General features: G+C 42.5%; 16 protein-coding genes. 5 read left to right on the top strand and 11 right to left on the bottom strand.

The features are described from left to right. Positions 1-10 precede the first annotated feature (10 nt). Positions 11-610 (top strand): hypothetical protein, encoded by a 600-nt coding sequence (locus A3EU_RS0126330; RefSeq protein ID WP_020539181.1) that lies wholly within the window; start codon positions 11-13, stop codon positions 608-610. A gap of 74 nt (positions 611-684) precedes the next feature. On the opposite strand, the gene A3EU_RS0126335 is transcribed toward A3EU_RS0126330, so the two are convergent. Together A3EU_RS0126335 and A3EU_RS31975 are read right to left on the bottom strand one after the other, a co-directional pair. Beyond that, complete coding sequence (locus A3EU_RS0126335) at positions 685-957, bottom strand: hypothetical protein (protein WP_156825913.1); 273 nt, start codon at positions 955-957, stop codon at positions 685-687. A 404-nt stretch (positions 958-1361) separates the two neighbouring features. Continuing rightward, positions 1362-4244, bottom strand: a complete 2883-nt coding sequence (locus A3EU_RS31975; protein ID WP_020539183.1) for a WD40/YVTN/BNR-like repeat-containing protein — start codon at positions 4242-4244, stop codon at positions 1362-1364. Between the two features lie 117 nt (positions 4245-4361). Here A3EU_RS31975 and A3EU_RS0126345 point away from each other — a divergent pair, with 117 nt between their 5' ends. After that, complete coding sequence (locus tag A3EU_RS0126345; protein WP_020539184.1) at positions 4362-4715, top strand: TraR/DksA family transcriptional regulator; 354 nt, start codon at positions 4362-4364, stop codon at positions 4713-4715. A 152-nt stretch (positions 4716-4867) separates the two neighbouring features. Here the strand turns inward: A3EU_RS0126345 and A3EU_RS0126350 are convergent, their stop codons facing one another. The 4 genes from A3EU_RS0126350 to A3EU_RS0126365 all read right to left on the bottom strand — a co-directional run bounded on the left by A3EU_RS0126350 (position 4868) and on the right by A3EU_RS0126365 (position 8849). Continuing rightward, on the bottom strand, positions 4868-6019 hold the full coding sequence (locus A3EU_RS0126350; protein WP_020539185.1) for a baeRF7 domain-containing protein: 1152 nt from the start codon (positions 6017-6019) through the stop codon (positions 4868-4870). A 221-nt stretch (positions 6020-6240) separates the two neighbouring features. After that, positions 6241-6621: a YtxH domain-containing protein gene (locus tag A3EU_RS0126355; RefSeq protein WP_020539186.1), complete on the bottom strand. Its 381-nt coding sequence runs from the start codon at positions 6619-6621 to the stop codon at positions 6241-6243. Positions 6622-6743: 122 nt separating this feature from the next. Then, a complete protein-coding gene (locus tag A3EU_RS0126360; protein WP_020539187.1) occupies positions 6744-7868 on the bottom strand; it encodes an AI-2E family transporter in 1125 nt (374 codons plus the stop codon). Positions 7869-7919: 51 nt separating this feature from the next. Beyond that, positions 7920-8849, bottom strand: a complete 930-nt coding sequence (locus A3EU_RS0126365; RefSeq protein ID WP_020539188.1) for a mechanosensitive ion channel family protein — start codon at positions 8847-8849, stop codon at positions 7920-7922. A gap of 128 nt (positions 8850-8977) precedes the next feature. On the opposite strand from A3EU_RS0126365, the gene A3EU_RS0126370 reads away from it, so the two are divergent. Together A3EU_RS0126370 and A3EU_RS0126375 are read left to right on the top strand one after the other, a co-directional pair. After that, the gene (locus tag A3EU_RS0126370) at positions 8978-9472 is read left to right on the top strand and encodes a Dps family protein (protein WP_020539189.1); all 495 of its coding nucleotides are present in this window, start codon (positions 8978-8980) and stop codon (positions 9470-9472) included. A 123-nt stretch (positions 9473-9595) separates the two neighbouring features. Continuing rightward, the gene (locus A3EU_RS0126375) at positions 9596-10123 is read left to right on the top strand and encodes a hypothetical protein (protein ID WP_020539190.1); all 528 of its coding nucleotides are present in this window, start codon (positions 9596-9598) and stop codon (positions 10121-10123) included. Between the two features lie 36 nt (positions 10124-10159). On the opposite strand, the gene A3EU_RS0126380 is transcribed toward A3EU_RS0126375, so the two are convergent. The 5 genes from A3EU_RS0126380 to A3EU_RS0126400 all read right to left on the bottom strand — a co-directional run bounded on the left by A3EU_RS0126380 (position 10160) and on the right by A3EU_RS0126400 (position 17591). Next, entirely contained in the window at positions 10160-11233 is a 1074-nt protein-coding gene (locus A3EU_RS0126380) for an endonuclease/exonuclease/phosphatase family protein (protein WP_020539191.1), read from the bottom strand. Between the two features lie 49 nt (positions 11234-11282). Continuing rightward, positions 11283-13430 (bottom strand): T9SS type A sorting domain-containing protein, encoded by a 2148-nt coding sequence (locus A3EU_RS0126385; protein WP_020539192.1) that lies wholly within the window; start codon positions 13428-13430, stop codon positions 11283-11285. Between the two features lie 184 nt (positions 13431-13614). Then, on the bottom strand, positions 13615-15261 hold the full coding sequence (locus A3EU_RS0126390; RefSeq protein WP_020539193.1) for a T9SS type A sorting domain-containing protein: 1647 nt from the start codon (positions 15259-15261) through the stop codon (positions 13615-13617). A 92-nt stretch (positions 15262-15353) separates the two neighbouring features. After that, a complete protein-coding gene (locus A3EU_RS0126395; protein ID WP_020539194.1) occupies positions 15354-16442 on the bottom strand; it encodes a polysaccharide lyase family 7 protein in 1089 nt (362 codons plus the stop codon). Between the two features lie 330 nt (positions 16443-16772). Continuing rightward, complete coding sequence (locus A3EU_RS0126400; protein WP_020539195.1) at positions 16773-17591, bottom strand: hypothetical protein; 819 nt, start codon at positions 17589-17591, stop codon at positions 16773-16775. A gap of 448 nt (positions 17592-18039) precedes the next feature. Here A3EU_RS0126400 and A3EU_RS0126405 point away from each other — a divergent pair, with 448 nt between their 5' ends. Then, entirely contained in the window at positions 18040-23286 is a 5247-nt protein-coding gene (locus tag A3EU_RS0126405) for a translocation/assembly module TamB domain-containing protein (RefSeq protein WP_044086974.1), read from the top strand. Positions 23287-23290 lie beyond the last annotated feature (4 nt).

A 23290-nucleotide genomic window follows, 5' to 3' on the forward strand; every position in this document is an offset into this window, starting at 1 on the left:
ACAGAAGAGAATGGAAAATTTTGAAAGACTGGAAAGGTTGTTACTAAATAAATCCTATCAGGAACTCACACCTGCGGAGGTAGACTGGATAGCTAGCCAAGACGTAGATCAGGAAGCGTTTAACCAGCAAAGAGAAGTACTGCGCTCAATGAAGGATAACTTATCCCGGAAAAGCCCATTGGTACCTTCTTCTGATGTTTTTCGAAATGCTTTAGCTTTTCAGCATAAGAGTAGGCTGCGCAGTCGTAGGAAGGTGTGGTTAGTTGGAGCAGCGATGATAACCATTGGCTGTTTTATCGGGCGTTGGTCAGCTACGGTGCAAGAGACGATTGTGAAAAAGGAAATTCAAGAGCCCTCCGCCAGCGAAGTTATCAGAGACACTGTTTTTGTGAATCAAATACGTGAAATAGAGAGCGCTCCTAAGGTTATCTACCGTGAGCGTATCCAGAAAGACACCGTTTATATTCCCATGGCAATAGCCAATAATGCAACGGCGGAAGAGCTGGCTCGTGATGTACTGTCAGTAACAACCTTGAAAGATCTGCCTGAGTTGTCGCGGAATGCAAGAGAAACAGAAGCTTTACTAAAAGTCCTGGTAGAGGTATACTAAAAAAGCCTTCCGGGGAGGGAAGGCTTTCGATGTTCTATTTGGTTAAGCAGGTATTTCTATTGATACCTGAGGGGTTACCGGAGTTGAAAACGCTGGATCGTTTGGCGATTCACCTGTGGGTGCGATACCAAATCGACGTTCAGCGTACAGTTTTCGTAATTCAAGGCGTAGCTTTCGCGAACGGCGTTACCCATCCGTGAGTTGCTGATGGGCTTGAGGCCCAAAAAATGTCCCGCTTCATCAGCGAAACTGGTCATTAGATCTTTAACGGCATTAAGCGCGTTACCGCTTGTGTTTTGGTTAATTAATCCAGCCGTCAGTGCAAGTTTGATTTTACGGGTATTCATGGTCAAATGGTTCAATGGGGTGTATTGGGTATCAATGTTTGATAATGAAACTTGATTCTTGCTTTTATGTTGTTTGGAAATATTTAAAGCTTTGTTAAAATTTCTTAATAACATCGAAAAGAGGAATCATTGTCGCCTCTATAACTATTTACGAGATGATTGCCTTAAGTGGATGTCAGTTTCTGAAATTTTATTTTACACTATGGACAATTTGCTTGTTGTCACAATTTAATACCCTTGAAACCAAGAACGTTACCCTAATCGCTGAACGGTCATTTTTACTGGATGAATCGGGTGTTTTTTGGTTTGAGGGTTAGATAGTTGATGGTTTGATAGTTTATTTCTCAAACTACTATAGAAACGAACAATCAAACCATCAACCATCAACTATCTAACCCCAAATATTACTTCAACTCAAACCCCTGCTCCGACGTCTGATCATTCATTTTGAAGATTACCTTGTACTTTCCAGGTAGCAGGTAGTACTTGCCATCGTCAGCAGGTTCCATATCAGGTAAGCTTTCGTCTTTTTCGAGATTTTTTTCGAGATATTGGCGATAGGCCGGCCACGCATCTTTACCATAAGTAAAGTCATAAGTCGCATACTGCAAACCTTTTTCTAGAGATACTTCATAGGTGTTGAGTATTGGACCATCTTCTGCTTGAATACTTACCTGGGCAGTGCCAGTATTACTTGCGTAAACGGGTAAGTTGATACTGGGACTATTATCACGTGACCAACTATCCCGCCCCCACGAACGGCCGCGCCGCTGATTGTCTATCTTGAAAAGATGGACGGCCTCCGCGAGTACTTCGTTAGTAAGCGCCTGTAGCTCACGTGCAGACGCTCGGTACAGCGAACGGCCATGGGTGCCAATAATAATATCTTTGTCACGAGGGTGAATAACGATGTCATGTACTGGCGCTCCGGCTAAACCTTCAAGGAAAGCATGGAAAGTAGCGCCATTGTCTAAGGAAAGGTAAGCTCCATGGTCAGTACCTACATAAATCATACCTTCTACTTCGGGGTCTTCTTTGACAACATTTATGGGTTCTTGAGGAAGGTCCCGACCTATGATCTCCCAGGTTTTACCATAGTCATCAGAACGGAATAGCATGGCATTCCAGTTATCCCAGCGGTAGCCATTAAGCGATAGGTAGACCCTGCCTTCCTGGTGTTTACTAGCTTGAACGCGGCTCACCCACATATCAGATGGGAGGCCCTTCGAGATGTCTTTCCATTGGTAACCGCCATCTTTACTTACGTGAACACGTCCGTCATCAGATCCCGCGTAAAGGAGGCCAAAACGTAATGGCGATTCATGGATGGCACTGAGCGTTCCATAAGGGACATCCCCTTTCTGGCCGCCATGAGTAAGGTCCGGCGAAATAATAGTGAAATCCTTACCCTGGTTGAGTGAGCGATGCATAAAATTAGACCCCATGTAAAGGATGTCAGGGTTGTGCTCTGAAAGATGGATGGGGGTTTGCCAATTCCATCTGTAGGGGCGTTCTCCCAGGTCATGTTTAGGGGTGATGTAAGCACGGTCTTCCGTTTGGGTATTCAACCGGAAGTAGTTGCCAAACTGGAAACCAGTATAAACGGTAGCATTGTCGCGGGTATCTATAGCTACTTGCATACCGTCGCCGCCCATGATCATTTCGTAAGGGTATTGCCCACTTTGCTGCCACCTGGTGGAAGGCTCGTAGGTGTGGTCTCCCATCCAGACGCCGTTGTCTTGCAGGCCGCCATACACCTTATAAGGTTTAGCCATATCAACGGCTACGTAATAAAACTGCCCCAATGGTGGATGGTTACACTTTATCCAGTTTTCGCCGTCGTCGTAAGAGATATTGATTCCACCATCATTACCCAGGATAATGTGTCCGTCCCGGTCGGGGCTGATCCACAGGGCATGATGGTCTGAATGTACATTGGCACCATTAATGCCCTGCCAAGTAGTACCACCGTCGTCACTTCGAATAACAGGTACGCCCATGATATATATCCGATTGGCATCACGTGGAGATACCTTGATCACACCAAAATAGTAACCATAGGAGTAGTAAACACCATCGATGTAGTCATCATGGGTTTTTGACCACTTCTTGCTGTTATTTACCATGCGATATACTTCAAGTCCTACTACTTCTGTATCAAACAGCAGGCTGTTGGCGCTCTCGGTGTATTCTACCAAGGTGAGGGGCGTGATTTCACCATGAGCGACCATCTGCTGAATTTTCTTTGTGTTGTATTCTTTAGGGAAACCATTCTGTCGAAGGTAGCCCTGTAGCTGTTTTTCGGGGAGTTTTGCAAAGTCGGTTTTGCTCATGCTTCGCAAGGCATCTTTGGTTAGCCCCTCCTCTTCGTCGGTTTCTTTCGGGCGTCGGTTGTAGTTGTCAATAGAGGCATAGAGGATAGGGGTACGCCCCTGGTAGCCCATTGCTAGACCAATACGGCCAGCACCTTCCCCGGAAGGGAATCCACTTTTAGGTCCACTGATCAATGACCAAGTACTGCCGCTATCAGTACTTTCATAAATGCCAGAACCGTTGCCAGCCTCTGTAAAGTCCCAGGCACGGCGAGTACGTTCCCAGGTGGCTGCATAGAGATGCTCAGGGTTCATTGGGTCTACGACCATTTCTATACCTCCGGCATCATTATTTACGAAGAGTGTCTTTTCCCAGCTTTCACCACCATTGGTGGTTTTGTAGATTCCTCTTTCCGCGTTTGGCGAATAAAGGTGACCTAAAACGGCTACCCATACAGTGTTAGGATTGGTAGGATGGATAATAATACGGCCAATATGGTGGCTTTCAGGCAAGCCGCGATGTTGCCAAGTTTTACCTCCATCAGTACTGCGATAAACCCCCAGGCCAGCGTAAGAAGAGCGACTGGAATTGACCTCGCCGGTACCTACCCAGACGGTATTACTCTTCCAGTCTACTGCCACTGCTCCCAGCGTCATTACGTCTTGTTGATCGAAGAGGGGATTGAAAGTAGTACCATTGTTATTGGTGTACCAAAGCCCCCCGGACGCATAGGCGACATAGAATTGGGTGGGGTCTTCCGGATGTACTGCCATATCGACAACCCGTCCACTTTGAACGCTGGGGCCGATATTGGTAAAAGGAAGATGCTTGACAAGCGAATTGTCGCGTAGTTTTTTTCTTTGTTCTACCGCCTGAAGTCGTTGTTCGGCAGGTGTTACGAGCGAAGGGACGCCCTGGCTGTAGCCATTGATAAGTATGGATATAGCGAAAAAACAAAAAATCAGGTATCTCATGTCGTTGGTATTGATGTAACTGCGTGAAAATAGAAAAATATCAGGTGAGCTTTATCAACTTGAAAAGAAAAGCGAACAGGCATTGCAAAAAAAAGGTTTCAAAAGAAAAACAATAATATGAGTACCCCATCAGGAATAGGTTTTACACAAGAACAATTAGACGACTTACGAGAGCGACTGGAAAACAAACAGTCCCGTATATCAACCGAGCTAAAACGGCTAGAAGAGGAAGAACTCCCAAACCTATACCGCAATGAAGAATCCAACGATGGGTACGGAGATGACGCCAAAAATGACCAGATCAGGCAAAGGATCGTAGCACAAATAAAACGTCGCCGGAGTGATTTGGAGGCTGTACGAGCGGCCTTGGGCCGAATGGAAAATGGCACCTATGGTGTTGACCAGAGGACAGGTGATTTTATTCGATTTGAACGTTTACAAGCACTTCCTACAGCCCGAACGGCCATCTAGAGTTATTGAAAGAAAATACTAATGGTTATGCCCTTGCCGCGATCTTGTGGTAGGGGCTTTTTTAGGCCTATATCTAAAATAAAAATGGCCCCGGCTGATTGCCGAGGCCAAATTCAATGTTTTCAATAGTGGTATACTAGACGCTCCTGTAATTAGGCGGTGGTCAAGGCATAATGGAAAATAGCATTGACATTAGAGGTTGGGCGTGGCATATCTTCTCGATCTAGAATATGTACCGTTCCTCCTTGCTTAGTGACAGCTAGGGCTAAGTCGTTGAGGAGAGGTTGGCTATCCTGTTTACGGCTGTGGTGCAACTCAATAGTATGAGTCGCAGGAGTGTATTTTCCCCAAGTTTCTTGATTGTGAACCAAGAACAAGGTTTTTACCTGTCCGGCCATTGCCGCAGGTATAATGGTTTGAATATCGAAAGTCGCTGTCTCTTTTGCGAGCGCTAATTCAAAGCTGTCTTTTTCTTCCTGATCAGCTGCTATATATTGAGGCATCAACAGTTCGTAAGACTTTTCATGAATTTTCAGCATTTCCTCATTTTCAGCATTTCCCTCAATGAAATCATCTACAAGATGAGGGTAAGTGTTGATTTTGCGATAGAGCCCTGCAAGTGCAGGTGTCGAATAAAGTACCAATGGTGTTTTATCATCATCACAGCTCATGGTTTCAATACCTTTGTCTACTCGGCGTAGGTATTCTTCCAAGCGGATGTTTTGCACATCATTTCCGGCTCCTTGCCCGTGAAATACAGCATTCTCTCCACTACCGCTATGGTGCTGTAAAGTGCTTTCCTCTTCGTAGTAACGTAATATTTCAGCAAGGTTCTCTGGGAAGTCACTATTCTTTTCCAACTCGGCAAAGGTATAATCTGTTCCTTCAAAAACCCGCACTTGGTTTTGGCTCAGCGCGAGCGTATAAAACTTATGGTTATTATTAATCAATGGTAATAAAGGCAATAGATAAAGTTGATCACCGATGAATTGATAACTGTCTATTTCTAGTGGAAGGGTATAGAAAACTGTTTTTTCATCATAAATAAATACGGCCAAGGTGTCAGAAAGGTGGCGCCAAAATTTTTCTTCTTGAAGTTTAGCTTCTGCTTCTTTCAAAGTCTTATTGACTTCTTGGTCACTTAATCCTAATTCTGCTAAAGCTACCCGAACCTGACTAAGGCTGTTTTTATAACGGATTTTATCTTTCTGAATGCCATTTAAACGATGGGTAGGTAAGTAAAAAGAGATACAGTTGTGACTATTTACCGTGATTAGTTGATTTAAAATTTCTTGGTCTATCATATTTGTTTTTTTTCTTTTGAAACAAGAATTTAAGACGGTATGTTTGGTGGTTTTGTCAGAAATAATAGTAGGTTTTTATTTTGCGTGTACTGAGTTTTATTTCAATATTTAATAGTGTATGTTATATGTGTACAGGTCGTTTGATACCGGGTGTGATCATAAAAAAAGCTTCAAGGAATAATCCTTAAAGCTTTTTTGTGAACATCATTGCTGTGCTACCTTTATACGATAGCCTCAGTTGAGTTTTTTACATTTTTTCGGGCTGTTGAGATACCACGCTTGAGCTTACTTTCTGTTCGCTCTACAGCTTCTTCTGCCTGATCTGCTACTTCGTCTACACCGCTAGTGAACTTGTTTTTCACGACAGTAGCTGCATGCTGAACAGCTTCTTTACTTTGGTCGATGTATTCGTTGGCCGTTGAGCTGAGGTTTTCTGCCTGCGTTTTCAGATAATCAGTAGCTTGATTGGTATATTCTACAGCTGAAGTTTGTACTTCTTTACGAACCCGGCGGCCGTGGTTTGAATTTAACCAATATCCGGCTAAAGCACCTGCTAACAATCCGAATCCTAATTTCCAATTTTGATTTTTTCGGTCTGACATATTTTAAACTAATTTTTATGGCTGTCAATAAAGACAGTAAATGTTGTTTTCTATTACTGTAACCTCAAGGAATAAACAGATGTTCGTTGTAAGGTTGGATTATTTGAATGTTAGAAAATAAATTACTCTTGGCGGCGGAAATAATTTAAAATGCGATAGCGGTCATCGTCATATTTTTCTCTAAATACATCTTCCCTTTGGTAAAGATCGTCGCGGAAAAGCTCACTCACGGGTTGGAGGAGTTCTACGTTCGTCATGAAGATTTTTATTACAGCCATTATTGGAAGAGCAAGGATCATTCCGGCAATTCCCCACAAGGCACCGCCAATCAATAAGGCAAGGATTGCCACAAAAGGATTGATGCGCACGCTTTTCCCTACGACCTTGGGAGTAATGATATTCCCTTCAATGCTCTGAACGAAAATGTAAAAGATAATAACGGCCAGGGGATGCCATGTAAATCCATAATTGGCTAATGCATACATTGCTGGTAGCAAACCACCTAAGGTTGTGCCGATATAAGGAATGATGGCTAAACAAGCTCCTAAAATTCCCCAAAACAATGCTAGTTCGATACCAATAATATACAACCCCAGGGTGTTGAGGCTTGCTAGAATAAGGATGACAAGAAGTAGTCCATTCAAGTATTCTTTTGTGATTTTAACAACCTTGCGCATCATTAACCCCCCTTTTTTACGGGCGTCTTCATCAAATTGATAGAGTAGGAATTGGTAGAACGAAGTTCGGTAGAGCAATAGGAAGAAGACAAAAATCAAGCACAATAAGATAGATCCTAGCACATAAGCAGAAGAACCTAGTCCTGACGTAAGTATTTGTGTCGGAATGTCCGCCCAACTGGAGAGGTTGTCTGTGAGCCAGTCTTCTACTTGACTCCCTCTCATCCCTAAAAGGTTTCCAATGAGCCGAAAACCTTGCTGGAGCCCTTCATTGAGTTTTTTGCTGATGTCGTCAAAATTGCCAATAATTTTTCCCAATTGCATTCCAAAAAGGAGTATTAGACCAAAGATCACGGAAAGCATGGATAGAATACTGAGAATAACGCCCCACATGCGGTTACCCGTCCTGTTTTCCAGCCAAGCTGAATATGGTTTGAGTAAAAATGCGAGAAAAGCAGAAAAAATGAGTGGCGCAAGGATAGGCTTGCCAATAATGATCAAATAACCAGATAGGATAATGCTTAGCAGGAATGCTGCAAAGCGTAGAATGCTAAAGGTGAAGTGGTTCATGGATGGGTGGTTGTTTATCCCTTAAACTCCTCTTTTAGGTCTATTTGTTCATTACCTGTGGTTATTAATTCTACCTGCTGTTACCTCTCTGGGCAGGGCATCGGCTATTTTTTCGCCCCCTTTGATTCCAAAGTCCAGGGTTCTTATTGGGAAAGGAATCATAATATCGTTTTCGTCAAATGCCTTTTTAATGGCAATGATTGCATCACTCTGGGCTTTTAAGTAGTTTTTTTGACGATAATCGTCGATCCAAAACAGAAGGGTGAAGTTGATAGAGCTACTCCCAAATTCATTGAAGAAAAGTTCTACCTCACTGCCTTTGGTGATTGTTACGGACCGTTCTATGGTCTTAATGGCTAGGTCACGAACCTTCTCCAAATCATCCCCATAAGACACTCCGCAGCTTAGGTCAATACGTCGACGATTATTTGTACTGTAGTTTTTAAAAGGATTCTGATACGTGATCTTATTGGGAATAATGACTTCCTGGCCCTGGAGTGTTTCTATGACGGTAGAGCGCAGGTTGATACTTTTAATGGTTCCAAAAAAATCGTTGCTTTCAACGAGATCCCCTAAATGAAATGAACGCTTTGTCGACATCATAATTCCGGAAAACAAGTTGACAATAGGGTCTTGCAATGCCAGGCCGATGGCTAAACCAGCGACCCCTGCACCTGCTAGCAAAGATTGTAATGCGGTATCCAACTGCAATATGCTTAGCACAATCATGATGACCATTAAGACAAAAACAGCGGTGAAAACACTTGATATTAAGCTGTTAACAGAGCGATTGTCAGAGAAGCGGGTAATAATTTTCTGAACATACTTATTGACGTAGCGTGCAAGGAATATACCAATCGCCAATACGATAGCTGCCAAAATGAGATTTGGAACAGCAACGACGATGCTGTTGACCCACCCTTCTAACTTTTCTGTCAGGTTATTAAAAGAGTTGTTGAATTGCTGCATCCAGTTCTGCATAGTTGGTTTTTACGGTTCTAATTATACTGATGTAACTGGAAGATAGGGGAGCGTGTTCGCAGATTAAATTTATATTTTAACGAACATGTTTTTAATAATTGTGGTTGAAAAAGAAAACAATTATATAAATGAATTATTTAGGATTAAGTCAGGAACAAGTTGCTAGTACAGGTAAATCACTGAATCAACTGTTGGCTAATTATCAATTGTATTATCAGAATTTACGGAACTTTCATTGGAACATATCTGGTGAGAACTTTTTCGATCTACACGAGAAATTCGAAGATCTTTATGAAGACGCGAGATTGAAAATTGATGAAATAGCTGAACGGTTACTGACCTTGCAGTTGCGCCCATTATCTACGACCTCCGCTTATCTTGAGTCAGCAAAAATCGAGGAAGCAGGTAAAGTGTTAGATAGCCACAAAATGGTGAAAATCATTCTTGAAAATCATAAAATACTTATCGCCGACATGCGTACGATTATCAGTCGTGCTGGTGAAATTGATGATGAAGGTACTATTGATATGATTGGTGGTTTCCTTAGTGAAATAGAGAAAAAGAGTTGGATGTTGGATGCTTGGCATTCACGCAGCAGGAAAAGTTTTCCAGTTGAAGTATAACCCGCATCTATACCTCCATTGGCGAGCGATGTTAATCTAGGTCTTTAGATTACATGAAAATAATAAAGTGGTCTTGCCCTGAATATTGGGCTGGCCACTTTTTTTACCCTAAAAAATATACAAATGGAAATTTTAAATGAAAATGATCTCATTAGGAATGTACGAAATGAATATGCAGATCGAAAAAAAGTAAGCGATGGTACCCGGAGCGATTTTTACCAAAAAGCAATCTTTTTGGGGCTTGGATCAGGTGCTTTGATGAGCTTCTTTTTGGCAACCTCTGGTTTTTATATTACTGGCGAAAGTGCCGGGATAGGTTTTGTTAAATACTTGGTACTAGCCGCAGCGCTGGGGGTAATATTATCACAAGTGAAACGTAGAACGCCGGTAGGGAAAACCTTTAAAAATGGAATTGTTGTTGGTATGTTATTGTCTTTGGTTTCTGCCGTAACAGTAGCACTTTTGACTATTATTGTCAACACTATTGTTGCCCCTGCTACGATCCATTCTTATTCTGAGCAAGGTGCTGGAATGCCGATTAGTAATATTGTTTTGGCAGGTGTTACCTTTGTTGAAGGGCTTGTTGCTGGTCTGATTTTGACATTTATCTGGCTGCAAATCCTCAAAGATCGTCGTAGTCCCAAAGGTTAAAATTTGTTTTACGACTTTTCTGTGCAAAACAAGTTCTTAGGACTCTGACACTACCGCTAGCCCTTCCTCGATCCGCTCATCTGATAGCTGCCAATCTTTTTTGTTGGGTTGCTCCATTTTTAGCTTTTCAGGGCTGAGAGCGGCAGTAGTTAGTGCTAATTGTACAAAAATGGGAAAGTGGTCGGAGCCCATTGCCGGCATTCGTTCAATGCCAATGAGGCGAAAATTCGAACTACAGAATATTTGGTCGATAGGGATTCTCATTAATGGAATCTTAGCGTGGAAAGTAGGCATGATTCCACGCCCCCTACGGGGGTCAAGCAGTCTGCTAATTTTCTGAAACGCAGTAGTTAAGTTGCTCCAGGCAACATCATTCATGTCTCCAAGGACAATACATGGCGAATCAGCTGCCCTTACTTCCTTCGCAATTAGCAATAGTTCAGCATCTTTGGGCGCTTTGCTGGCACTGTAAGCGGGGTAGGGAGGAATAGGGTGTACACCAAACATCCTGATTTTATATTTTTCGTTAATATTGATGGTTGCTCGTATAGAAGGGACGCCTTCTTTGATCAAGCTTTTTACGCTTATCTCTTCAAGAGGATGTCGAGCATATATACACATCCCGTAAGTGTTCTCCAAGGGAACTTCTCTGTGATAGGGGTAAATGTCTTTGATTTCCTGGAGCTGCTCGACCCACCAATCATTGGTTTCGCAAAGTAATACAAGGTCTGGCTGTTTATCCTTGACGAGTTGGATAAATGGCCGGCACTTTTGATTGAATTGATAGACATTCCAAATGAGTAGAGAGAGTGTTGTTTGGACTTCTACTGTCTCGTCCAAATCCAAGAGCTGTTTTTGGCCCCAATGGGTATAAGGGCGGATAATCCGGAATATCAACACGTTGTTCGTCAGCATGAGGATTGCAAAAATAATAGCCCATATCTCTGATCCGAAGGTGGCGAGTACAACAAGTGTAGTAAACACTTGCAGGTAAATAATCTGGATGCGCGGGTACGTGAAAATGTTAAATAGCCAGCTATTGCTAGGGAAGAGTGGAAAAATCATTGCCACTAGGCAAAAAGCAACAAGTAGGGTAGTTATCCAGACCATTTTTTGATAGGCTTATTATGTCTTTTCTTAATCAACAAAACTTAGGATGTTACTTCAAAATTATTATTTTTTTGTTCACACTTTTGAGTGATTGTTGATCTGTGATCTCTAACCAATAAATACCGTTGTCAAAATCAGAGACATTAAGCTGAGGTTGTAAGTTTTCGGATCGTATCAGCCTACCGTATGCGTCAAAAAAATTGTAGGTCAAACCTTCCAAACGTTCAACGTCAATTTTAAGCAATCCACTTGTTGGATTTGGGTAAATGGCGATTTCTATTTTAGAAATATCAGCCAGGTTAGTAATCAAATCTCCATCTTCGCAATCTTCGTCAATCCCATTATTGGGTATTTCAATTCCATCAGGATTGATATCATTGTTTTCGTCATCACAGTCCAAGTTGTTATCTACAAAACCAGGCGGAATATCACAGGAGAAAAGTTCCGTATTGGGGTTTCCAAAACCATCCAAGTCGGCATCTGCATAATAAGGTAACATCGCCGGATTCTCTAAGATAGACATGCTGGCAGCAATTCCAAGACTGGTATTATAATAAGAACCACTCCCTGTGTTTTCAAGTCGGGTCGCTTTGACCATATAAGTATAGTCTGTAAAAGGTTGAATACAAGGATCCACGAAAGTTGTTTGTTGTAAAAATTCTGATAGAATTTCCCAATCACCGTCATTTGTTTTTCGATAAACAAAGTATCCATTCTCTGCCTCAATACTTGCCTCCCAGCTAAGATGCATATCACCATCGGTAAAGGTGAGCAACAGGTTAGCTGCTGGTTTCATTGGATGTAATCTAAGGGTGGGATCCCCCATTAATGCAACATGTGTTGAGTGAGCACCAAAGCCTTGGTTGTAATTAAAACTCATAGCGTTCTGAGATTCCATAGCGCAAAAGCCAATATGCTTTCCCAATGCCATTCGGTACAGATGCCAGACAGGTCTTCCTGCCCAGGCATTGGTTAGTACATCGCCGCTGGCAAGTGCTGATCTCAAAAAGTTGTTTTGGCTGTCCCAGTCTCCAAAATAACTTCCAAAATTCATTGTAAATACGGTTTGAATATCTTTAGATGCCCAGAGGTTTGCCGTATTCCCAATGCCTCCTGCACTAGAATAAGAACCTGGGCCACAAGCATAAGAACAAAGGTATGCTGCGGTATCAAGTACTACGTCGTAATTGCCAGAAGAGACATTGTCTGCCCCAAACATAGGAACAAAGCTGCGCCAGCCACTTTGACCAAACCCTTCGTCAAAAGAAGCAAAATTGTTCTCAATAATTGCTCTACGAGGGATGTCCTTATTCCCTATTCTGAATTCATGATTTTTATTGAGATAATTTCTGGTTAGTTCTATTTCGTCGTCTGTAAAAGCTGGAAGGTTGTGAAAATCTACTCTTCCTACTTCAATTTCAACGAGCCCTGGAATTGCAGTTTGATCAAATTTACCATCTCCGGGGATGTTTTTATTTTGATCTCTGGAGGGCGTTGTATTATTTACAAAACTATCCGTCCAGTTACCGTCCATTTCTGCATAGTAAGTATCTGCTGACCAAGCACCCTGGTGATTAGTATGGCCGTCGTAAGCAGAATTTCCTGAATAAGGAACTGCAACTCGACCTAGTATGAGGAGTGCTTGAGAGTTGGTATAGTCATCATTGTACCAAGCCTGAATCAATGCTTTTACGTCTACGACTCCGAGAGACCTTGATACATTTATGGTGTCGACAAACCACCCGTCCATCGTTAAATCCAATATTAATTGGTCTATCTCGATTTGTAAAGGAACAGCTAGCGTGTCATCAATGGCAATCAAGCATCTACCCCGATCATGTATCGCCGGTATTTCTATGCCAGAATAAATCAAACCCATTCCGGGAACCTCACCTGGAGTTGTTTTATCTAATTGAAAGCCATATAGTTGGCCAGGAGTAAGTATTCCAACCGCATATTCATTGATTGTCCCATCAACATCTCCGATTAGATTAGTTGTAATGGTTGGGCCATACTCAAATTCGCTAATCTCATATTGAGAAGCTAAAGGATCAGAAATCCATCTCAGAACACTTTGGTTACTGGTGGGATCGAACTCAAGCCATACCGGCACTGATTTTGTTAAATCCGATTGCACTTGCGAGAAAGCGGAGGAAGAAATCATTAATAAAAAGCAAAAGGCGTAGATATCTTTCATGTTCAAATATGATATTCGCTTAACTTGTAAATACAAGTAAGCGCTTGTTGGGAGATTTCATTTGGTAAAAACAAATACCCCAAGTTTAAGAAAAGAGATGCATATACGAGTACCTTTATTTAGGTGATGAACAGCGCTGAAAACCAACTAGCGACCAAATTTCCTGCATTTGGTGTGGTGTCGATTAGTACAAGAATATTTTGCTTGAATATTGCTCGTTAATTCTAACCACATAAATATTCGGTCCTAAATGATCACAATTGATATCAACCCTTTCTGTGGCGTCGTAGGATTCCGATAAAACCAACTGGCCATTGACGGTATAGATAGTGACATTTTCAATTTTGTTTGACCCAATTCCAGACACTGTTAAGCTATTATTCTTCGTATTTAGAATAAATCTTTCTGCTTCTTGAGTTAAAGTCGAAACCGAAGTTGAAATTGAGGAGCGTTGAACGATTGAGAAAATCCCCTGTGATGGAATTTCTATCGACAGTGGTTCAACACCTGAAATGGTGTCAAGTGGGCTTTTTGACCAATATACGCTGGGTTCTTGCTTGCCATCGCCCAGGGAATGAATGGTCTGGTAGGTGCCTGGTGGTAACCCCTCAATTTGTACTGTCCCTGAAGCTGATGCATCAATATTGAGCAAAAGATTTCCATCAGGGTTGATGAAAACAACTGGATCAAAACTTGCAGAATCCGAGCTTGCAGAATAGCGAATAGCACCGGGCTCAATCAGTTTGAAATAATGCCTGAAGTACTTTGTTGGGCGCTGTAAGTCTAAGGAATAGTTGTTGTTTCCATTGTCTACGATTTGCAATAGGCCGGTGTTCCAGTTGTTTCCCACTGCACCAAATGAGCCTTTAAATTCATAGGAAGAGATATTGGCAAGTTTTAAACAATCATGTAGATAACTAAAGGTGTTTCCATTTGCCCACCATTCTAGCATGGAAGTTTTTACCCCACTTGCAGCCGCATTGTCTGCAATCTGAATGAGGTTGGCTTCGGTTCTGCCAGCATAAGCATGAAAGGAGTACTCATTCCAATAGCTTGAAATACCAGGGACGGCTGTGAAATCGGGATAATAATTAAGCGTACCGTTTAAATTGGTATTGGAGCAGGCTATAAAGTGCGGGGTGTACCCAATGCTATTCAGTCGATTGCCAGTTGCAACCAAGCACTCACCTACCAAGGTGCCATTACCAAAGCTTGCAACATTAGGCTCAAGAATTACTTCAACAGCATTGGGGACAATACCATAAGTGCTGTCCATGTGTAGAAATATGGCTTCTATAAATTCAGCATATTCTTCGGGTTCTTGATGTATGACCGGACCTCCATTTCCACCATTCAATTGACCAGTAAAGGCAACATAGCAGAGGTTAATGTATAGGTCGGAATTGTTTTGAATCAACCTTTCACGTATGGGGATTAGGATGTTCTCAATTTTCTCATCTAATTCGGTGAAATGAAAGCCTGACCAATCAATGCTATCTGGATCGTCATTGTCATTGATCGTAGCATAGCGCAAATTTCGCCATGTGTCATAATCAATTATGCTATCGATATACATTTGGTAATTATTAGCATTGTTTTCACTGCCAGATCGGACCTCTAACCGCAATCTGTTTATGCCCAGTGAATCAACGGCTAAATCGACCAAGTCATCAATGATGTAGTCTTCAAGTCCGGCAGGTAGAAAAGTTCCGTTTTCCCAACGGTCAATCGTTTGATAGGATTGATTGAGATCAATAGTAACAACCTGAGCAATAAGGTTATGAGCGGTTAAGAATAGAATTCCTAGGCACAGTTTATTGAACTGATTCATTGTTTATATTTACTACTGGATTAGGCTTACAGAGCGCCGACTTCAGTCGTTTGATAAATTAACCCACCCATTGGAAATGGGTGGGTACTTAGTTAATCATTTTTAGTGAAATAGCCTTCATTGGATACGGCCGCATCACTTACAGATATACTGGCTGTTTTAAACCAAACTTCAGCATAATTTCCATCTGCATATTGTTTTTGAACATCACCACCATGTGTTTCAGCACCAGAACACCAGTTTCTATTTACTTCGGGAGATTTTCCATTGGTTTGATTGTAACAACCTAACTTAAAGAAAAGCCCCTCACCGGTATAAGCATTTTCGCGCTCCACTCCATCTTGACCAATGGGGACAAATAAACCTTGTGTTTGTGCAGGAATATCAGCAGTTGTTGTGTATTCAGATACAACTAGGTTTTTTGTAAAGGTTTTGGTCTCATGCCCTTCACTTGTAAATGTTAAGCTCATAATGCCATCCTTAACTTCGATTTCATAACTCAACTCTTCCCCTAATTCAATGCCATCTTCAGGTTCTTCCGGGTAGGTATTTGCTTCTGTACCAACGACAGAAAAGTCATAACCCCAAACAGCTGTAGAATAGTCCCATCTTCCAGAATTGTCATCACCAGCTGTATTGATTTCATAATGCCAAAAAACAGAACCTTTGGTATGGCCAGGGAATTTCTTATAAAAGATTTTAAGCGGTTCATTTTCATGCCCATCGGCACTGTGAATCTGGCCAATGACTACAGCGTAGGAGGCGGCTACCCGAGCATCGCCTGTAGCGGACACATTCATTACTTTGAGCGTTGCTGCCAACTTATCATTGGCAGTTGCAGGGTACCATTTTTTTGCTTGCGCCAATTCTGTTCTTGTATTATTTGAAGTGCCATGAGTATCCCCAGCATTGGGGGCTTTATAAACTACCCAGTCGTTTTCACCATCATTTGCAGTATAAAAGAAATCTTTATGCTCAAAATTATTGGCAAAACCAGCATTTGAACCGTCACCTAGGATTAATTTCCAGTGGTCAAAAAATGGAATAACGTCACTTGCGTAAACGGTTTTTTGAACTTCTTCTTCACTGGTTTCATTAGCAGTATTGGAGCAGCTATTTAGTACTGAGAAAATACTAAAAACCAAGAGCGTTAATAAAGAGCTGGCAAATATTTTATTCATTTTTTTGTTTTTTTTGAAATCAAAATTATTTTTTGTTTTCGTGCTGTCCCTAAGTGAAACCCTAGCCCAAGATAAATATTATTCTGATTTTTCTTGATGGCTCAACAACTATGCCCTATGTAGAAGTGCTGAGCGGGTTCAGTCGTTTATGATTTGCTCGGACGCATACTGGCTTCGTGTCTACCTACCGAAAAGGCGGCAAAAGAAATCGCATTAATGAACCACTTTATACTAGGCCTTTATACCGACTTTTTAGTCATTGACTGGTCCTTACCCTAATTGATTTTGTGCTTTTTTCTATTTCTACATCTCTTCATAGAGATTCGAATCCTATTCATCAGAAATTGTCACAACCCACTTTGATTCTCCTTGCTCTACAATTTGAAATTTCCAATTATTATCATTTTTACTACAGAAATGTTCAATCCAAGTAACATAATAAGTTTCAAGGTCATCTTTTGTCACACCCTGAATGATTCCATTTTTATCCATTCCCAAACCCGGGCCATATAAATCAAACCATTCTATCCAGTACCTGCCTATTATGCATTTGATTTTGTTCGGTTCGTCTTCCAATACTTCAAAATATCCACCTTTATGTCCTTCCTGTCCAGATTTCATGAATTCTAACAAGTCATTAGGTTTAGATGGCCAATTATTAGGGCTCCAATTATAGTATTCAATCATTTCCAAAACAATTTCTTTGGGGGTTTTACCTTGTTTTTTCCCTGAATGAAAAATGAAAATAAATTTCCCAAAATACGATCTGCTCATATTGTTGAATAAATATTCATCACTATGTATTTTCCATTTGCTTATTGGAATAATTTGTTCTTTCCCAGTCAATACAAGTTTACGATTGTCTGTGTCTTGCCTTTCCCAAATATCATCCTTAAGAAATTTATATTCTAAAGTTTTTTCTGTAATAGAATCAGGGAATTCAATAGTCAAGGTATAAATCCCATCGCCATCAATATCATGCATTGTTGAGTTTTCACTCCATGAAAGTGGTTGGAGTCCACCCCTTACTCCAACGTGTTTCACGGATTCTTCATTTGTCAAATCCACCTGGAACGTAATTTGGTTTTGAGCATGTAAGTTTCCAATAAAGATTGAAAAGAGAATTATAGTAAGTTTAGTGTTTTTCATCTCATCATGATTTTGATTTTGATTGATGTTGACTAACTCGTTGATTGTCAGTTGCTAAATTTAGCATTATTTTCTTGCTTTAGGGCTTGCTCTCCTGATTCAATATGGACTTTCTCAGGTTTTACCAACTAGTTTTTTGTGAGGGGGACAAATATGGCCGCTTTTTTATTCGATTTTGCAGGCCTTTACCCCAAAGATCCAATCCGCGAACCGAACAGGTGAGCGCGGTAAGCGGAGCGCGCAGGGACTAAGGATGGGAGGACTGCAAGGACGGACAGCCTGACGCCACCGCAGGTAGGCGGAGGCCCATAATGGTTCGATGGTTTACCTGGTTCAACTTCCTGATTTTCGTATTACCTTTGGTATAAGCCAATAGATGAGTCTGATGGAACGAACAAAGTCCGCTAAATCAGGTTTCATAATGGTTAAATAATCAACCCCGACATTGTTGAATAACGGAATTAAACGGATTTTAAAGGTGGCAGTAGGGCTCTTGCTGAGCCTGGTGTTTTTGCTGTTGCTCTTGATAGCGGCCTTGTATACGGAACCTGTGCAAAATTGGGTGACGAAGCAGGCTGATTCGTACCTGGAGCAAACCTTGAAAACGGAAGTAGGTATTGGTAGCTTTGGCTTGGGTATCCCCAAATATTTACAGTTGCAGGATGTTTATATCAACACCCCAAATGGAGACCGCCTTGCCCGCCTGGGATACCTGAAGGTGGACCTGGATATGTGGGCCTTGCTGCGCCAAGAGATAAGCATAGGCGAAGTGGTGCTGGAAGACGTGTACGCCAGGATAATCACCACCGATAGTAGTAGCAATTTTCAATTTATCATTGATGCCTTCGCGCCTGCCGATACTACGACCATAACGCCTGTGGCTGACCCTGTTGCTCCTTCGGCCTGGACGTTTAATTTAGAACAAACAACACTGGGGCTTAATGATATTGACCTCTACTACCAGGATGACCCTGGTGGCTTGTTGGTTGATTGGCAACTGGGAAAGGGTGTGGTCGTTGCTGATGATGTGATTGATATCGAAAAGCAGTCTTTCCTGTTTGAACGACTTTTTCTCCAAAAAGCAGATATTAAAGTGGCATTAGGCCCAACTGATGCTTCGCCTGTTGATACGACGGCAACAAGGGCAGCCATTGTTGCAGCTTGCCAGAATTTACTGCTGGAGGAGGTGAACTTTAGCTTGACGATGGATAGCCTGGAAGTGCAGTCGGCTTTTACTGTTTTACAGGTGGAAAAACTTCGAACTACCCTAGGGGAAACAACGGTAGCCTCTTTTGCTGATTTGAACTTGCAAGGGGCGAACCTAAAATACGATACCCCGATTGCACCTACAGAAGATGGTTTTGATCTTAATCATATTGCCATTAATGCCATCAATGGCGAGCTTTCGGATTTCGATTTTTCAGGGACTCAATTGGTGGCTGAAATTATTGAGTTTCAGGCTAAAGATCAAGGTGGTTTGCAGCTCAATCAACTGAGTGGTGATTTAGCTTATGATTCCACTGCTTTGGTTGTAGATAATTTGGTGCTGAATACGGAGGGGAGTAGTCTTGATGCAAAAAAAATCCGTTATGGTTTTCCGGCAGACAGCCTTAGTAATGACTTGGATCTTACTTTGGACGCACAGGGCGGCCTAGCGATCAGTGAATTGTTATTGTTGCTTCCTGCTAGTCTTACTTCGCCTTGGCTGCGAGACTATCCGGGGAGTAGCGTTGATTTTTTGGCTCATTTATCCAGCGAGGGTGAGCAGCTTGATATCCGTCAGCTGCAGGTTAAGGCACCTGGTGTAGATGTGCGAGCAAAAGGGGAAGTTTACCAGCCACTGAACCCTGATAAAATAGGAGGGAGGTTGGTATTGGATCGTTTTCAGGTACAGCCGGGAAAAGTAAAAGTACTCTTACCACCTGATTTGTTGCCCGATTATATTGAGTGGCCCCGGCTTATTAGTGCACAAGGGCAGCTAAGCTATTTAAACCAAAACCTATCATTGAATTTACAGGCCCGAGAGGAACGTTCAATGAGCCAATTTTGGACGCAGTTTTTGGTGAAGGGGGAAATCCTGAAGGCCGATGATTATAAAAAGGCAACATTTGATGTAGCAATGGATACCCTGTTTGTGACCCAACAAAGTATCCTGGCCTATCTGCCCCCCAAGGCATTACCTGAAGGTTATCAAATTCCAGATTATCTAGAAGCGACGGGCTCCCTCAGTGGGCCCATTGATGATTTGAACGTTGACTTTCAGCTTTCCCTTCCCGGGAGAACATCCTACCTTAAAATGGGAGGGAGCTTGCGAGAAATACTGAAGCCGGAGTCGCTTGCGCTGGATATAAAGGTAAATGACCTGAAGGTAGCAATGACTGATGTTTTGCCATTATTGCCTGATAGCTTGCTGCCGGCTTATTTGAATACGCCTGACCTTCGGATAGAAAACGCTACAATAAAAGGCAAACTGGATGACCTCGCATTTGATTTACCTATCCAAACGAGTAATGGTAATGGTCGTATTAGTGGGGTTTATCATCCAGAGGATTTTTCGCTTGACCTTGATTTGTTTGATGCGGAATTGGCTGGTTTTTTTAAAGGGGCGATGTATGACACTATTGCTAGTCTAGCATTGCAGCCCTTACGGATGGAAATACAAGCAACAGGAAGTTTAGAACCCATTTTGACGGCCAGTATCCATACCCGTCTGACGGAAGAAGAGCGTGGCCAGTTGTTGGATCTTAATGCAGCAATTGAGGAGGAAGACTACCGTGCGCAGCTCGTTTTTTCTCACCCTTATTTACGGGGAACCGGGCAAGGAAGCTACCAAATGCAGGATAGTGTTGCTACAGTGAGTGCAAATCTTGATCTTGAAAAAGTTGACCTCAATTTCTGGCAGCTTAGCGATCGACCGCTACTGGGGTCGGGAAAATTGGAAGTCAATAGTACGGGCCTGGAGGCCGATCAATTGGATGGGCGGATTTATTTGGACAACATCCTCCTGCGTGGTGAAGGGGCTGCCGCTTACATTGACAGTATGCTTATTTTGGCAAAACTGGATCAGGGAAACAATCTGGTGAGCATCAATAGTGATGTGTTGGAGGGTAGGCTGAGTGGCTTTTTTGATCCCGTAGAAGTGGTACCGGAACTTATCCGGTTTTTGCAATCCTATCTGGACGAAGACCCTTTTGAAGGGGACCCCGTTGTCAATGGCCGCAATTTTGATTTGGAAATAGATTTGACCAATCCGCGGCCTTTCGTTTCGGGCATAATACCAGGGTTGACCGAGCTTTCGCCTTTTAACTTTAGTCTGAATTATCGAGATAAAACGCCGGCGTTGTTGTTTGATTTGCAACTAGAGCAGCTGAATTACAGTGGTATTGTGCTGGAAGGGATGAAGTTGAATGCGGAAGGCGATGAGCAACAATTTGCGCTCAACGGTGATTGGCGGAATATTACCATCGGTGAAGATATTGTCATTGGGCAAACAAGTGTGGAAAGTAAGCGAATAGAGGGAGGTGTAAATACAACCATGAAGGTATTTGCTAAGGAAGAACTAAGGCACCAGCTTTCTTTTAATTGGCAGCAGTCGATAAGAGGGCAGGAGATTTCTCTGGAGCCGACGCAGGTGATCAATTTTTTAGAATGGCGATTGCCAGAAGACAATGCCATCATTGTTAAAGACAGTACCGTTCGTGTAAAAGACTGGGAGCTTAGCCGCAATGATCGTGCAATTCGTATTGAGGATACCGAGCAAAATGGATTGTCTATTGGCTTCGATGATGTGAATTTGGCACGCTTTAGTAGTTTGATCAACTCAGAGGAAGTACTCTTGGGGGGGATTATGAACGGCCACTTTTACCTGGATGAAATTTTTACAGAACCGGGGCTTCGCGCTGATCTGGAAATTGCACAGTTGGCTTATTACGAACAAGCGATGGGAGATTTTGCAGTGGCGGTTAGTTCAGAAGATAATACCAATTTCGAGATGTCTGCCAGTTTGAATGGTGCAGGAAATGAAGTGTCGATAAATGGTGCCTACAGAGACGGGGGAGTATTGGATTTACAGTTGGACATGCAGCAACTACAGCTTGCCAGTATTGAGCCTTTCTCGCTGGGCTATCTGACAAAGACGGAGGGGTATTTACAGGGAGACCTGAATATTCGAGGTGCCGTTAATAAACCTGAAATAGATGGGCAGGTAAACTTCCGAGATGCCGTTTTGTCGATCAGTATTCTTGGAAGTAGCTACCAGCTTAACGACCAAAGCATCCGCTTCGACGGAAATACGATGCGCTTTGACCAGTTCACCCTTTTGGATGTTAATAACAACAACGCTACGCTCGATGGAAGGATCGTCGTTAACGCTTTGGATAATATTCAGCTTGATCTACAGGCGCGGACAAAGGACTTTTTGGCTGTTAATTCTACAGAAAAAGACAATGACCTTTTCTATGGTTATTTGCGTGTGGATGCTGATGTAACCATCGGTGGAACGGCAACAGAGCCCCGGCTGATTGTTGCGGCATCCCCTAGTAGTGAGTCAAACCTGACTTATGCTTATTCTGCGACGGACCAGGCCCGTGTTGAAACGACACAGGGTGTTATTACCTTCGCCGAAACCTACGAGTGGGACGAGATCATCGCCAATGAAAAGCGGGATACTTTAATCTCCGAAGTGAGTGGGGCCTACCTGGAAACTAATCTCAAAATCAACGAAAAATTACGCATTCGGGTCATTGTTGACCCTATCACTCAACAGGAGTTTTCTGGCCGAGGGAATGGGAATATTACGTTTATTCAGTATCCCACGGGACAGCAGCAGATGACTGGGCAGATTAAAATGGCCGGTGGCGCTTATGATATGGTTTTGGAAGGGTTACAATCCTATACTTTTGACTTGAAAGCAGGCAGTGGGATTTCCTTTACAGGTAACCCCACTAATCCTCAGTTTGACCTCACCATAACGAATACCATTAAGGCCAGTCCACTAACATTGGTGGAATCTATGTCGGGTACTTCCACAGAAACAGGATTAAGGCAGCGAGAAACTTTCCTCGTTTCACTAGACCTCGAGGGAGACTTGGACGGTATGGACATCAAAGCCGATATATTGTATCCGGAAGACGACTACGGTAACCAAAATTTTGATGCCGTAAACTCAGCACTTGATGAACTTCGCCGTGACCAGAGCAAGGTTTATTATACAGCTATTATGCTGATTACCTTCAAGAGTTTTGTCATTCCGAAGGTAGACTTTGGAGGTGATTCACAGGACAATATCGTTAATGGGGTAGCTGGTGCTGTAGGGGATGCATTGAGCCAGTTGGTGAACAGTCAGCTAGGCTTCGTAGATTTTGACCTGGGCGTGGAAAACAACCAGACAAGTACTGGTGAGCAAAATTATAACCTCCGGCTGAGTTTGCAAAAAAGTTTCTTTAATGACCGTTTGATTGTCAGTGTTGATGGGGTCACCAATACGGCAGCAGAGGCAGATACGCAAGGGGGGGATGCGCAAACCTATATTGATAACGTGTCGGTCGCCTATCTCTTGGATCCTGATGGAAACCTACGGGTTAAGCTCTTCAATGATCGTGATCGTAATGAATTTGTGGGAGGGAACACGATCCGCTTTGGTGGCCGGCTGGTATTCAGTAAAGACTTTGATCGTTTCTTTTGGGAGAAAAAATAAAGCT

It is taken from the genome of Lewinella cohaerens DSM 23179 (assembly GCF_000379805.1).
Classification (GTDB): Bacteria; Bacteroidota; Bacteroidia; order Chitinophagales; family Saprospiraceae; genus Lewinella; species Lewinella cohaerens.

Bases quoted from the DNA above. Each gene is read 5' to 3' on its own strand.
- A3EU_RS0126345 (WP_020539184.1), top strand. From the start codon at position 4,362: ATGAGTACCCCATCAGGAATAGGTTTTACACAAGAACAATTAGACGAC.
- A3EU_RS0126335 (WP_156825913.1), bottom strand. From the start codon at position 957: ATGAATACCCGTAAAATCAAACTTGCACTGACGGCTGGATTAATTAAC.
- A3EU_RS0126360 (WP_020539187.1), bottom strand. From the start codon at position 7,868: ATGAACCACTTCACCTTTAGCATTCTACGCTTTGCAGCATTCCTGCTA.
- A3EU_RS31975 (WP_020539183.1), bottom strand. From the start codon at position 4,244: ATGAGATACCTGATTTTTTGTTTTTTCGCTATATCCATACTTATCAAT.
- A3EU_RS0126355 (WP_020539186.1), bottom strand. From the start codon at position 6,621: ATGTCAGACCGAAAAAATCAAAATTGGAAATTAGGATTCGGATTGTTA.
- A3EU_RS0126365 (WP_020539188.1), bottom strand. From the start codon at position 8,849: ATGCAGAACTGGATGCAGCAATTCAACAACTCTTTTAATAACCTGACA.
- A3EU_RS0126400 (WP_020539195.1), bottom strand. From the start codon at position 17,591: ATGAAAAACACTAAACTTACTATAATTCTCTTTTCAATCTTTATTGGA.
- A3EU_RS0126380 (WP_020539191.1), bottom strand. From the start codon at position 11,233: ATGGTCTGGATAACTACCCTACTTGTTGCTTTTTGCCTAGTGGCAATG.
- A3EU_RS0126350 (WP_020539185.1), bottom strand. From the start codon at position 6,019: ATGATAGACCAAGAAATTTTAAATCAACTAATCACGGTAAATAGTCAC.
- A3EU_RS0126390 (WP_020539193.1), bottom strand. From the start codon at position 15,261: ATGAATCAGTTCAATAAACTGTGCCTAGGAATTCTATTCTTAACCGCT.
- A3EU_RS0126375 (WP_020539190.1), top strand. From the start codon at position 9,596: ATGGAAATTTTAAATGAAAATGATCTCATTAGGAATGTACGAAATGAA.
- A3EU_RS0126385 (WP_020539192.1), bottom strand. From the start codon at position 13,430: ATGAAAGATATCTACGCCTTTTGCTTTTTATTAATGATTTCTTCCTCC.
- A3EU_RS0126395 (WP_020539194.1), bottom strand. From the start codon at position 16,442: ATGAATAAAATATTTGCCAGCTCTTTATTAACGCTCTTGGTTTTTAGT.
- A3EU_RS0126330 (WP_020539181.1), top strand. From the start codon at position 11: ATGGAAAATTTTGAAAGACTGGAAAGGTTGTTACTAAATAAATCCTAT.
- A3EU_RS0126370 (WP_020539189.1), top strand. From the start codon at position 8,978: ATGAATTATTTAGGATTAAGTCAGGAACAAGTTGCTAGTACAGGTAAA.